Genomic DNA, 12,026 nt, shown 5'->3' on the forward strand with positions numbered 1-12,026 from the left:
GGTGGTGGAAGCGCTGCCCGAAAGTCAACCCGGATCGGTGAACCGATCGCCGGGGCTCGTGCGATGAGGAGACGTGAGCGGAACGAGAAGCGACGGTGAGCTGCTGCGGGCCATAGCCGCGGACTCGGACCGGCGCGCCTTCGAGGAGCTGTACCGCCGGTACGCCCCGTGGCTGACCGCGCGGCTGCGCGGCCGGTGCGCCGATCCGGCGGTCGTCGAGGACGTCGTGCAGGAGACGTTCCTCGCGGTGTGGCGGGGGACCGCCCGCTACCGCGAGGAGGGTGACGCCGCCGGGTGGCTGTGGCGGATCGGGTCGCGGCGGCTGGTCGACGCGCTGCGCGGCGACGGGGCCCGCGGCCGGCTGCGGCAGGCGCTGGCCCGGCTGCGCCACCGGGACGAGGCCTCGGCGGAGGAACGCGTGCTCGCGGGGGTGGAGCACGGGGACCTCGCCGGGGCCCTGGTCCGGCTCTCGCCCGAGCTGCGGGCGGTGCTCCAGGCCACGGTGATCGACGGACTGACCACCCGGGAGGCCGCGGTCCTGCTCGGCATCCCGCCGGGGACGGTCAAGACCCGCGCGATGCGGGCGCGCAAGCAGCTGCGGGAGGAGCTGGCATGACCTGGCACGTGTCTGAAGAGGATCTACGGGCGTACGCGCACGGCGAGTTGGCGCCGCCGCTGCTGTGGTCGGCCGACACCCACGTCGGCTCCTGCGCCGCGTGCAGGGCGGTACTGGCGTCCGTGTCGGACCCGGTCGCGCTGGACGCCGGCTGGGACCGCCTGGACGCCGAACTGGACGCGCCGAGCCCAGGGCTGGGCCAGCGGCTCCTGGTCCGCCTCGGGGTCGCCGACCACACCGCACAGCTGCTCACCGCGACCCCGGTGCTGCGCCGCTCCTGGCTGGCCTCGGTGGCGTTCGTGCTGGCGGCGACAGTACTGGTGGTCGACGCGGTGGACGCCCCGGCGCTGTTCCTGGCCCTCGCCCCGCTGCTCCCGCTGGCCGCGGTGGCCCTGTCGTACGGGCCGGTCCTGGACCCGACGTACGAGATCGCGGTGGTCGCCCCGACGCACGGCTTCCGGCTGCTGATGATCCGCACGGTGGCCGCGCTGACCGTCTCGCTCGGCCTCAACTGCCTGGCCGCGCTGGCACTTCCCGGCTACGGCCTGCTCGCCTTCGGCTGGCTGCTGCCCGCCCTCGCGCTCACCGCGGCCGGCCTCGCCCTCTCCGCCCGGCTGGGTCCGCTGCTCGGGCCCGGACTGGTCGGCGGGGCGTGGACCGCCCTGATGGCGGTGGCCGCGATGCATCCGGCGCACGCGTCGGTCGCCTTCACCACGGCCGGGCAGTCGGTGGCCGCCGCGCTCGCCGCGCTGGCGACGCTCCTGCTCCACCAGGTGCGCGACCGCTTCGACGCCAAGCCCTACTGACCGCTGGAGTCCCGAGTTGAACACCACTGTCTCCGCCGCCGGCCTCACCGTGCGCTACGGCGGCACCCCCGCGCTCGACGGCGTCACCCTGTCCCTGACGGACGGCGTCACCGGTCTGCTCGGGCCCAACGGCGCCGGAAAGACGACCCTGCTGAAGGTCCTCGCCACCGCCGTACCGCCCGACGGCGGCACCCTCACGGTGCACGGCGAGGACCCGGCCACCGCGGCCGGCCGGCTCGCGGTCCGCCGCACGCTCGGCTACCTCCCGCAGACCCCCGGCTTCCACCCGGACTTCACGGCCTTCGAGTTCGTCGACTACGTCGCCATCCTCAAGGAGCTCACCGACCGCGGCGGCCGCCACCGCGAGGTCCGGCGCGTCCTGGACCTGGTCGGCCTCGCCGACGTGCGCGGCAGGCGGATCAAGCGGCTCTCCGGCGGGATGCGGCAGCGGGTCGCGCTGGCCGCCGCGCTCGTCGGGGGCCCCCGGTTCCTGGTCCTGGACGAGCCGACGGTCGGACTCGACCCCGAGCAGCGCATGCGGTTCCGGGAGCTGATCACGGAGGCGGGGGAGGGCCGCACGGTCCTGCTCTCCACCCACCAGACCGAGGACGTCGCGATGCTCTGCAACCGGGTGATCGTGCTGGCCGGCGGCCGGGTCCGGTTCGACGGCACACCGGCCGGGCTGACGGCCCGTGCGGCCGGACGGGTGTGGAGCAGCACGGAACGCGCCCCGGGCGCACGGGCGGGCTGGCGCACCGGCACCGGCGCCTTCCGCAACGTCGGCGACCCGCCCGCCGGCGCCGACCTGCTCGAACCGACCCTGGAGGACGGCTACCTGCTGGTCCTCGACGACGAGACCACGGGGGTGGCGGCATGACGGCCGTACTCGTGACCGGGCCGGAGCCGGCCGCCGCCGGGCGCGAGCGCCAGGAGCGGGTCACTGCCTCCGCGTCGGTCGTCGCCCTGGCCGTGTTCGAGGCCCGCCAGCTCCTCCTCCAGATACCGCTGCTCTTCTTCGGGCTGCTCTACCTCGCCTACGTCGGGTACGGCCTGTTCGGCCGGGACGAGGGCATGGACGCGTATCCCGTCCTGCACGACGTGGACCGCGCCACCCAGGGCGGCCCCGAGCTGTTCGCCGTGGCCCTGCTGGTGTGCGTGCACCGGGCGGCGCTGCTCAACCGGCGGCGCGGCCTGGAGGAGCAGTTCGGGGTGCTGGCGATGGCGCCCGCCCGCCGTACGCTCGCGCACGCCCTGTCCGTCGTGCCCTTCGCGGTCGGCGTGACCGTGCTGGTCGACGTCCAGTTCGCGTGGGCGTCGCTGCGGCCGGGCGCGGTCGGGCACGGCTCGGTCTTCGAACTGGCGGTGGCTCCGCTGACCGTGTTGCTCGCAGGTGCGCTCGGTGTGCTGCTGGCCAGGGTCCTGCCGCACCCGGCGGCCCCGCTGCTGTTCCTGCTCGCGATCGGGTTCGGCACCAGCCTGCTGCCCGCCGGCTCGGGCACGCACGGCGTGGACTGGCTCTGGCCGGCGGTGCTGCAGAACGGCGGCACCCCGGTCCCCGGCGAACTGCTGGGCCGCCCGGCGGACTGGCACGCGCTGTACCTGCTGGGCCTCACGGTGCTGTCGGTGTGTGCGGCCATGCTGGTCGCCGGCGGCCGGGCGCGGCTCCTGAAGGCGGCGACGGCCGTGGCCCTGGCGGCGGCGGTGGCCGGCGTGGCCGGGCAGACGCCGGGGGACTCCCCGGGTCTGCAGGCCGAGCGGAAGGCGGAGGCGGACCACCCCGCGCAGTTCCAGACGTGCGTCGAGCGGGCCGGCTCCCGGTACTGCGCGTACCCGGACTGGAAGGGCTGGACCGTCGACTGGGCCTCGGTCGTCCGTCGCGTCCGGGCCGAGGCGGGCGGCGAGCAGGCCACGGCCCGTCTCACCGTCCGCCAGCGCATCCCGGAGATCACCGACCTGTCCACGGACGCCACCCTCCCGACCAGCTCCGCCCCCGGCACGGTCACCGTCGGCACCCAGTGGGGTGGCCACCGGGTCCCCGAGTTCGCGGTCGGCGTCGCCCGGGTCCTGGTCGCGGGCAACGAGTCGGCGTCCGTCGAGATGTGCGACGCCCGCCCGGTCACCACGATGTGGCTGGCCCTGGCCACCGACCCCGCCCCCGAGGACACCTTCCGCCACCTCCGCATCGACGACAGCCTCACGGGCCCGGCCTCGGTCCTCACCCCGGACGGCGGCAGCATGTCCGTCTCGGGCCAGCAGACGCAGGTCGTACGGGAGCTGTTCCGCGAGCCGCACGACACGGTGGCGGCCCGGGTCAGGTCCCACTGGCGGGAACTGGTCTCACCGCACACCACAACGGCCGAGGCGGCCCGCCTGCTCGGCGTACGGGTGCCGAAGGGCCCGGACGACTGCCAGGAGGGCTGACGGGGGCATGATGGGGGGCAACAGGCGCCGGGACGGGTGAGGAGACGGACGTGGACGATCGCTTGCGCGACAACCCCTTCCGTGACGGGGGCCCGGCCGAGAGGGTGATGCCCTGGCTCTCGGCCGCCGTCGTCCTCGTCCTCGCCGCGGCCACCCTGGCCGGCGGTGCCGGGCCCCTCGTCAAGGCGGTCGCCGCGGCGGTCGCCGTCGCCGTGCTCGGCAGGTCCGCCTACCTGATCAACCGCAGGCGGTCACCGAACCGGTGAGGTGACCTCAGGTCTCCGTCACGTCTCCGTCCGGTACATCAGGTCCGTCTCGTGCGTCACGAAGCCCAGCCGTTCGTAGACCGCGACCGCCGCCGTGTTGTCGGCGTCGACGTACAGCATCGCCGTCGGCAGCCCCCGTTCCGCCAGGTGGCGCAGCCCGATGGTGGTGAGGGACTTGCCGAGGCCGCCGCCCTGGGCGGTGGGGGAGACGCCGAGGACGTAGACCTCGCCGAGGCCTTCCGCGTCGTGGACCTTCGTCCAGTGGAAGCCGAGGAGTTCGCCGCCGCGCTCCGCGAGGAAGAACCCGGCCGGGTCGAACCAGGGCTGGGCCTTGCGGTCGTCGAGGTCGCGCTGGGTGAGCGAGCCCTGTTCCGGGTGGTGGGCGAAGGCGGCGGCGTTGACGGCGAGCCAGGCCGCGTCGTCCCGGCCGGGGACGAAGGCGCGGACGGTGACGCCCTCGGGCAGCTTCGGGTCCGGCAGGTCGAGGTCCGTCAACGAGCGGCGCATCTGGCGCAGTTCGCGGAACAGGGTGAGGCCGAGGACCTGCGCGAGGTGGCGGGCCGCCGAGTGGCCGCCGTGCGCCCAGACCCGCAGCCGCTTGCCGGACGCGGTCAGCAGGGCGGAGCCCAGCGCGCGGCCGTGGCCGTGGCCCCGGTGCGCCGGATGGACGACCAGCTCCGCGGCCGGCGCCTCCACCGGATCGGTGTCCTCCAGCTGGGCGTAGCCAACGAGTTCGTCGCCGACGGAGAGGAGCAGATGGGAGACGCCCTCCCGGGCACCGCCGCTCAGCTGGAGGCGGCCCTGCTCGGACACCGGCTGCTGGCCGTCGGCCTGCGCGGCCGCCGTCAGCAGTTCCCGTACGGCCTCGGCCTGATCCGGGGCGAGCGCGGAGTAGGTGTCGATGGAGCGGGAGTACGTGGGCGGCCGTGCGGTGTCGTCGCTGGTCATGCGTACGAGGGTACGGGGCCGGGTCGGCAAAGTGCGGGCACCGGCGAAAGGTAAAGGACAGGGCAACCGGCAACCAAGATGTAACCATGAACCCCCTGTTGCGCTACGCGCGTTGACCCTAGGCTGCGCCGGACCGGGCCACTTCTCAGCAGACCCACAGGGGGGTTCCATGCACGCGGAGTCCAGACCGTCCCGACGCCGTACGTACGCGCTGCTCGCGTCGGCCGCCGGGCTCGCCACCGTCGCGGCCCTGGCCGGCGCGCTGCCCGCCGACGCGCACTCCGGCAAGGGGCACGGGCACCACGGCCCCAGCCGCTACCAGGACGTCCAGCTGCTCTCCTTCAACGACCTGCACGGCAATCTGGAGCCGCCGTCCGGGTCCTCGGGCCGGGTCACCGAGACCCAGGCCGACGGGACGACGAAGACGATCGACGCCGGCGGTGTCGAGTACCTCGCGACCCACCTGCGGCAGGCCCGCAAGGGCAAGGAGTACTCCGTCACCGCCGCCGGCGGCGACATGGTGGGCGCCTCCCCGCTCATCTCCGGTCTCTTCCACGACGAGCCGACCATCGAGGCGCTCGACAAGCTCGACCTGGACGTCACGACGGTCGGCAACCACGAGTTCGACGAGGGCGCGAAGGAACTGGCCCGCCTGCAGAACGGCGGCTGCCACCCCACCGACGGCTGCTACACCGGCAAGAGGTTCAAGGGCGCCGACTTCCCGTACCTGGCGGCCAACGTCCTCGACGAGAAGACGGACAAGCCGATCCTCAAGCCCTACTGGGTCTGGCAGAAGAAGGACGTCAGGATCGGCTTCATCGGCGTGACCCTGGAGGGCACGCCCGGCATCGTCTCCGCCGACGGCGTCAAGGGCCTGGCCTTCAAGGACGAGGTCGAGACCATCAACAAGTACGCCAAGGTGCTCCAGCGCCAGGGCGTCCAGTCGATCGTGGCGCTGGTCCACGAGGGCGGCTTCCCGTCCTCGTCCAGCTACAACTACGACTGCGACTCGCCGGGCGCGGGCGACGGCATCTCCGGCCCGATCGTCGACATCGCGAAGAACGTGACCCCGGCCGTGGACGCGCTGGTCACCGGCCACACCCACACCGCGTACGTCTGCACGATCGACGACCCGGCCGGCCACCCCCGCATGGTCACCTCCGCCGCCTCCTTCGGCCGCCTCTACACCGACACCACGCTGACCTACGACCGCCGCACCGGCGACATCGCGCGTACGGCCGTGCGGTCCGCGAACCACGTGGTCACCCGGGACGTCGCCAAGGCGCCAGACATGACCGAGCTGATCAGCAGGTGGAACACCCTCGCCGCCCCGATCGGCAACCGCGCCATCGGCTACATCTCCGCCGACGTCAACAGCACCGGCACCGAGTCCCCGATGGGCGACCTGATCGCCGACGCCCAGTTCGCGTACGGCAAGGAGCTGGACCCGGAGACCGACCTCGCGCTGATGAACCCGGGCGGGGTACGGGCCGGGCTGACGTACGCGGCCAAGGGGAGCGAGGGCGACGGCGTCGTGACGTACGCCGAGGGCTTCACGGTCCAGCCGTTCGCCAACACCGTGAACCTCCAGGACTTCACCGGCGCGCAGCTCGTCCAGGTGCTCAAGGAGCAGGTGAGCGGTGCGAACGCGGCCGCCCCGAAGATCCTCCAGCCGTCCGGGGGGCTCACCTACACCCTGGACCTGACGAAGACGGGCGCGGACCGTGTCGTCACCGATTCCGTGAAGCTGAACGGCACGGCCATCGACCCGGCCGCCACCTACCGCGTCGCCACCAACTCCTTCCTCGCGGGTGGCGGCGACGGCTTCACCACCCTCGGCCAGGGCACCGGCGACCTGGTGGGCACCGACGACCTCTCCGCCCTCGCGGAGTACCTGACGGCCCACTCCTCGGCCGCGAGCCCGCTCGCGCCGCCGGCCACCAACCGGATCACGATCGTCCAGTAGTCACCCGTCTCCGCCCCACCCAGGGCCCGGTACGCACCCCCGTGCGCACCGGGCCCTCTCTGCCGCACCCGCTGGACAAAACCGGGCTGGGGGTGGGATGTGGGTGGGCTACGGCTGCCGGGCCGGGGAGCGCGGCGGCCGGGTGCTCCAGTACCGGTCGAGGACGGCGGCCAGGGCGACGCCGCAGGCGAGGGGCACGCATACCATGAGCAGGAACGGGTGGTCGGAGCGCCCCGTGGCAGCGCGCCCCATGTCGACCGCGAACATCAGGCAGAAGACCGCGATCGTGCCGTTCGCCCCCCACGTCCACGCCCTGCGCCGCACGGCCCCTCGCAGGATCCGCTCCTCGACGTCCGGGCGGCGCTCCCAGGTGAGGCTGCGCAGCGGGGCGGCGACCAGGCACAGCTCGGCGACCTCGGCGTAGGGGTCGTCGACCTGCCAGTCGTCGAGGTGCGGGAGCAGGAACCGGCGGCCCCGGAAGTCGTACAGGTAGGTGAGCCACTGCGGGGCCGCCGGCCCGGAACCGCGCGGCGCGTGCTCGACCCGGATGTCGTACACGTCGGACCAGGCCCAGTTCCGCGCCCGCACCGGCCCCTGCGCAATGATCCCGGCGGTGCTGACCCTGGTGCGCGCCCGGAAGTGCTCCAGCGAGATCCGCGCGATCGCCACGACCATCACCAGCACCATGACCGGCGGCCCCCACCGGACCCCGCCTCCGTCCCCGCCGCCGGAGACCCGACCGGTCTGGACGAACGCGTTCACCAGCAGCAGCCCCAGCAGCAGCAACTGCGAGCGCGGCTGCTTGCGCCGCATCCGGTACTCCCGCCTGACTCCACCCTCGTCCACGACCCCGAACCCCTCCCCGTACGCACCGAACGGGTGCGCGACTGGGGAGAGGATATGGCCGCCGCCTGAGGCGTCAGGAGGCGGTGGGCGTCCCGTTCCGTCCTCGCCCGAACGGGTGGCCTGGAGCCGACGGGCCCCGTGATCGGGGAGACGATCACGGGGCCGAAGCGCGGGTGAGTGCGGTGGCCACGGAGGCCGCACACTGACGGCGACGAGGGTGACCCCAGCCGGCCGGAGTCCGGGGAGCGGCCGACGGTCTCACGAGTGCCGCCCCCGACAGACGGGCTGGTCGCCGGATGCTCCGGCTGCTACGGCCGGTGGCGGTTCAACTGTTCACCGGATGTCCGGCGGAGTCGTAGGTGCCCCCGGCAGCCGTACCGTCGCCAGGGTGCCGCCGCCGTTTGCGCGGGCCAGGGTGACGTCGCCGCCTGCCTGTCGCACCGTGCGCGCCACGATCGACAGGCCCAGCCCCGAGCCGGGGAGGGCCCGTGCGCTCGGGGAGCGCCAGAAGCGGTCGAAGACGTGGGGGAGTTCGTCCTCGGGGATGCCGGGGCCGTGGTCGCGGACCGTGAGGACGCCGCGTTCCAGGGCGACCTCGATCTTGCCGCCCTCCGGGCTGAACTTCACCGCGTTGTCGAGGATGTTGACGATCGCGCGCTCCAGGGCGGAGGGCTCCGCGCGGACGAACCACGGCTGGACGTCCGCCGTGATCGTCAGCTCCGGGCCGCGCAGGCGGGCGCGGCGCAGGGCCGCCTCGACCGTGTCCTGAAGGGCCACGATCTGCACGCGCTCACCGTGCTGCCCCTCCGAGCGGGACAGCTCCTGGAGGTCACCGATCAGCGACGCCAGCTCCGTCACCTGCGCCTTCACCGAGGCGAGCAGCGCCTTGCGGTCCGCCGCGGGGATCGGGCGGCCGGTCTCCTCGCTGCGGGTGAGGAGTTCGATGTTCGTGCGGAGGGAGGTGAGCGGGGTGCGCAGTTCGTGACCGGCGTCCGCGATGAGCTGCTGCTGCAGTTCGCGGGAGCTGGCCAGGGAGCTGGTCATGCTGTTGAAGGACCGGGACAGACGCGCGATCTCGTCGTCCGACTCCTCCTCCACCGGGATCCGGACACTCAGGTCCTCGGTACGAGCGACGTGCTCGACGGCCTCGGTGAGCTTGTCGACGGGGCGGAGCCCGGCCCGCGCTACGGCGAGGCCCGCGGCGCCGGCGCCGATCACTCCTACGCCGGAGACGAGGAGGAGGATCAGGGCGAGGTCCTTGAGGGTGTCCTGGGTGCCCTTCAGAGGAACGGCTGTGACCAGTCCCACGTACGTGTCCGTGTTGGTGGGCAACACCTGGGTCATCACACGCAGCGCGTTGCCCTCGTTGTCGGTGCCGTTGCGGAAGTAGAGGGTCCGGGTGTCGCCGGCCTTGATGAGGTTCTTGTCGGACTGGCTGACCTTGACCTCGCCCGTGGCGCCGGGCAGAAGGCAGATCCTGCCGTCCAGCGTGACGGCCTGGCCGTAGTTGGTCCGGAAGCTGTTGGCGTCCTGGGGCGCTTCGGAGCATTCGGCTATGGCGTTGCTGACGATCTGGTACACCGCCGGACCGCGCTGCTGCTTCGTCAGATCGCTCTCGAGCTGGTCGTACAGCTTCCCCTGCACGATGAACCAGCAGGTCACCGAAACCGCCGCCACCGCGAACGCCACCGCCGCCGCGACCAGCATCGACAGGCGGGCACGGATCGGGAGGCTGCGGAAACGGGCGGTGAGCCTGTTCACTCGGCGCCGCCCTGGCGCAGGACGTACCCGACGCCGCGCACGGTGTGGACGAGTCGGGGCTCGCCGCCGGCCTCGGTCTTGCGGCGGAGGTACATGACGTAGACGTCGAGGGAGTTGGACGAGGGCTCGAAGTCGAAGCCCCAGACCGCCTTCAGGATCTGCTCGCGGGTGAGGACCTGGCGCGGGTGCGCCATGAACATCTCCAGCAGGGTGAACTCCGTGCGGGTCAGCTCGACCTGGCGGCCGGACCGGGTGACCTCTCGGGTCGCGAGGTCCATGCGCAGGTCGCCGAAGGTGAGCGCCTCGTCCTCCTGGACGCCGTCGGCGACCGTGGCCACGTACGAGCTGCGGCGCAGCAGGGCGCGGATGCGGGCGAAGAGTTCGTCGAGCTCGAACGGCTTGACCAGGTAGTCGTCCGCCCCCGCGTCGAGCCCGGTGACGCGGTCGCCGACCGTGTCGCGGGCCGTCAGCATCAGGATCGGGGTGGTGTCGCCGGCCCCGCGGATGCGGCGGGCGGCCGTCATGCCGTCCATCCGCGGCATCTGGATGTCGAGGACGATCAGGTCCGGCTTGTAGGCTGCCGCCTTCTCCAGCGCGTCCGCGCCGTCGACCGCGACCTCGGTCTCGTACCCCTCGAAGGCGAGGCTGCGCTGGAGGGCTTCGCGTACGGCCGGCTCGTCGTCGACGATCAGGATGCGCTGGGGTTCACGGTCGCCATCGGCGGGGCTCATCGCTCGCGATTCCTCGGGGTGTGGGGGTTCTTGGTCGGGATGCCTCTCAGCCTCGCATGTTTCCGGGCTGTCGGGTATGCACACCGGTGGGGCGATACGCCCCTAGCCGCGTACCAGGGTCATGCGGCTCAGCGGCACCTTGCGCTGGTGCGGCCGGGCCGCCGAGGTGCGCAGGCCCATCAGCTGCGGGGCCGGCACGACCTCCGGGGCACGCGGGGCCGGGGCCGGCGCCACCATGGCCTCCTCCGGGGCGCGCGGGGCCGGGGTCGGCGCGACCACGGCCTCCGTCGGCGCGTGGAACTCGTACGCCACGGCAAGGGCCAGGCTGACACCGGCCGGGCTGTCGGCGGACATCGTGTGCGAAACCTGCTTGATCATGACGTGCTCCCTACGTGCTCTTGCCGGTGGTTCAGCTGGTGGAGCCCGACCGCAGCTTGGCCAGGTCGGACTTGACGGTGTTGATCGGGATGGCGAAGCCGAGGCCGACGCTGCCCGCGTCCGAGGACGACGAGGAGTCGGAACTGGCCGAGTACATCGCGGAGTTGATGCCGACGATGTCGCCGCCGGCGTCGATCAGCGCGCCGCCGGAGTTGCCGGGGTTCAGGGACGCGTCGGTCTGGATCGCCTTGTAGGTCGTGGTGGACGAGCCGGTGTCGCCGTTGAACTGCTGGCCGCCGAAGGAGAACGGCCACCGGCCGTCGCCGCCGCCCTGCTGTTGCTGCTGGCCCTCGTCGGTGGAGACGGTGACGTCCCGGTTGAGCGCGGAGACGATGCCGCTGGTGACGGTGCCGGTCAGGCCCTCGGGTGAGCCGATCGCCACGACCGTGTCGCCGACCTGGACGCCGGCGGAGTTGCCGAGGGTGGCGGGGCTGAGACCGGAGGCGCCCTGGAGTTTCAGGAGGGCGAGGTCCTTGGAGCTGTCGGTGCCGACGACCTCGGCGGTGTACGACTTGCCGTTGCTGGTGGTGACCTTGACCGACTGGGCGCCGGAGATCACGTGGTTGTTGGTGACGATCTCGCCGCCGCTGGTGATCACGACGCCGGAGCCGGTGGAGGTGCCGTTGCTGAGGGTCGCGTTGACCTCGACGACGCTCGGGCTGACGGCGGCGGCGATGCTGGCGACGTCGCCCTTCTTGCTGGAGGGCACCACGCTGGTGGTGGTGCTGCTGGAGACGACCTCGTTCTTGCCGGTCAGCTCCTGGAAGGCGTACGCGGTGCCGCCGCCGACGGCGGCCGCGACGATCGCGACCGCGGCGAGAAGGGTTATCGGGCCCCGGGTCCGCTTCTTGGGTGCCGAGTGCGTCCCGTGCTCCGCCGGGTGCTCCGCGTCCGGGCCGACAGTGGGGAGTACGGCCGTCCCCTCGCCGTAGCCGCCGTCGACCACCGGCTGGTGGGTGGGCGGGGGCGGCCACTCCGGGTTGACGGGGGAGGAGGCGTGCTGCTGCTGGGGGTACGCGCCCTGGTAGGCGTCACCCTGGGGACCCTGCGGGTTCTCGTACTCGCCGCTGCGGCGGAAGCTCTCGGTCATGACAAGTAGCTTGTCCCGCGACCATGAGAGCCTCCTGAGTGCCCGCTGAGAACGCCGCGAGAAGCTCGTTTGCCCGATATAAGGAAGCTTCCCGCAGGTCGCGGAGGGCTCTCATGGGTCGTTAAGGAAGGTGTTAC

12 protein-coding genes are annotated in these 12,026 nt (G+C 72.7%); 6 read left to right on the forward strand and 6 right to left on the reverse strand.

Annotated elements, in window-relative coordinates; all coding sequences use genetic code 11:
* The first annotated feature begins 73 nt into the window (after positions 1 to 73).
* From BLW82_RS22885 to BLW82_RS22905, 5 genes are read left to right on the forward strand one after another with little or no spacing between them, the layout of a single operon-like run.
* The gene (locus BLW82_RS22885; protein WP_093501262.1) at positions 74 to 616 is read left to right on the forward strand and encodes an RNA polymerase sigma factor; all 543 of its coding nucleotides are present in this window, start codon (positions 74 to 76) and stop codon (positions 614 to 616) included.
* Entirely contained in the window at positions 613 to 1,422 is an 810-nt protein-coding gene (locus tag BLW82_RS22890) for a cupin domain-containing protein (RefSeq protein ID WP_093501264.1), read from the forward strand. Before BLW82_RS22885 ends, BLW82_RS22890 begins: the two co-directional genes overlap by 4 nt.
* A gap of 16 nt (positions 1,423 to 1,438) precedes the next feature.
* Complete coding sequence (locus BLW82_RS22895) at positions 1,439 to 2,299, forward strand: ABC transporter ATP-binding protein (RefSeq protein ID WP_093501266.1); 861 nt, start codon at positions 1,439 to 1,441, stop codon at positions 2,297 to 2,299.
* Entirely contained in the window at positions 2,296 to 3,843 is a 1,548-nt protein-coding gene (locus BLW82_RS22900; protein WP_093501268.1) for a hypothetical protein, read from the forward strand. Before BLW82_RS22895 ends, BLW82_RS22900 begins: the two co-directional genes overlap by 4 nt.
* A gap of 50 nt (positions 3,844 to 3,893) precedes the next feature.
* Positions 3,894 to 4,109, forward strand: a complete 216-nt coding sequence (locus tag BLW82_RS22905; protein ID WP_093501270.1) for a hypothetical protein — start codon at positions 3,894 to 3,896, stop codon at positions 4,107 to 4,109.
* Positions 4,110 to 4,127: 18 nt separating this feature from the next.
* Here the strand turns inward: BLW82_RS22905 and mshD are convergent, their stop codons facing one another.
* Positions 4,128 to 5,057 (reverse strand): mycothiol synthase, encoded by a 930-nt coding sequence (gene mshD, locus BLW82_RS22910; protein ID WP_093501271.1) that lies wholly within the window; start codon positions 5,055 to 5,057, stop codon positions 4,128 to 4,130.
* Positions 5,058 to 5,226: 169 nt separating this feature from the next.
* Here mshD and BLW82_RS22915 point away from each other — a divergent pair, with 169 nt between their 5' ends.
* On the forward strand, positions 5,227 to 7,023 hold the full coding sequence (locus BLW82_RS22915) for a bifunctional metallophosphatase/5'-nucleotidase (protein ID WP_093501273.1): 1,797 nt from the start codon (positions 5,227 to 5,229) through the stop codon (positions 7,021 to 7,023).
* Between the two features lie 108 nt (positions 7,024 to 7,131).
* Here BLW82_RS22915 and BLW82_RS22920 read toward each other — a convergent pair whose 3' ends face one another.
* The 5 genes from BLW82_RS22920 to BLW82_RS22940 all read right to left on the reverse strand — a co-directional run bounded on the left by BLW82_RS22920 (position 7,132) and on the right by BLW82_RS22940 (position 11,889).
* Positions 7,132 to 7,869, reverse strand: coding sequence for a PH domain-containing protein (locus tag BLW82_RS22920; RefSeq protein ID WP_143063706.1), 738 nt, complete (start codon positions 7,867 to 7,869; stop codon positions 7,132 to 7,134).
* Between the two features lie 333 nt (positions 7,870 to 8,202).
* The gene (locus BLW82_RS22925) at positions 8,203 to 9,630 is read right to left on the reverse strand and encodes a HAMP domain-containing sensor histidine kinase (protein WP_093501275.1); all 1,428 of its coding nucleotides are present in this window, start codon (positions 9,628 to 9,630) and stop codon (positions 8,203 to 8,205) included.
* Entirely contained in the window at positions 9,627 to 10,361 is a 735-nt protein-coding gene (locus tag BLW82_RS22930; RefSeq protein ID WP_093501277.1) for a response regulator transcription factor, read from the reverse strand. The genes BLW82_RS22925 and BLW82_RS22930 overlap by 4 nt, the downstream gene beginning before the upstream one ends.
* 102 nt (positions 10,362 to 10,463) lie before the next feature.
* Positions 10,464 to 10,739, reverse strand: a complete 276-nt coding sequence (locus tag BLW82_RS22935; RefSeq protein ID WP_093501279.1) for a hypothetical protein — start codon at positions 10,737 to 10,739, stop codon at positions 10,464 to 10,466.
* A 31-nt stretch (positions 10,740 to 10,770) separates the two neighbouring features.
* Positions 10,771 to 11,889: a S1C family serine protease gene (locus tag BLW82_RS22940; RefSeq protein WP_093501281.1), complete on the reverse strand. Its 1,119-nt coding sequence runs from the start codon at positions 11,887 to 11,889 to the stop codon at positions 10,771 to 10,773.
* Positions 11,890 to 12,026 lie beyond the last annotated feature (137 nt).

Source organism: Streptomyces sp. Ag109_O5-10 (genome assembly GCF_900105755.1).
Taxonomy (GTDB): Bacteria; Actinomycetota; Actinomycetes; order Streptomycetales; family Streptomycetaceae; genus Streptomyces.

Bases quoted from the DNA above. Each gene is read 5' to 3' on its own strand.
- BLW82_RS22890 (WP_093501264.1), top strand. From the start codon at position 613: ATGACCTGGCACGTGTCTGAAGAGGATCTACGGGCGTACGCGCACGGC.
- BLW82_RS22900 (WP_093501268.1), top strand. From the start codon at position 2,296: ATGACGGCCGTACTCGTGACCGGGCCGGAGCCGGCCGCCGCCGGGCGC.
- mshD (WP_093501271.1), bottom strand. From the start codon at position 5,057: ATGACCAGCGACGACACCGCACGGCCGCCCACGTACTCCCGCTCCATC.
- BLW82_RS22915 (WP_093501273.1), top strand. From the start codon at position 5,227: ATGCACGCGGAGTCCAGACCGTCCCGACGCCGTACGTACGCGCTGCTC.
- BLW82_RS22930 (WP_093501277.1), bottom strand. From the start codon at position 10,361: ATGAGCCCCGCCGATGGCGACCGTGAACCCCAGCGCATCCTGATCGTC.
- BLW82_RS22935 (WP_093501279.1), bottom strand. From the start codon at position 10,739: ATGATCAAGCAGGTTTCGCACACGATGTCCGCCGACAGCCCGGCCGGT.
- BLW82_RS22940 (WP_093501281.1), bottom strand. From the start codon at position 11,889: ATGACCGAGAGCTTCCGCCGCAGCGGCGAGTACGAGAACCCGCAGGGT.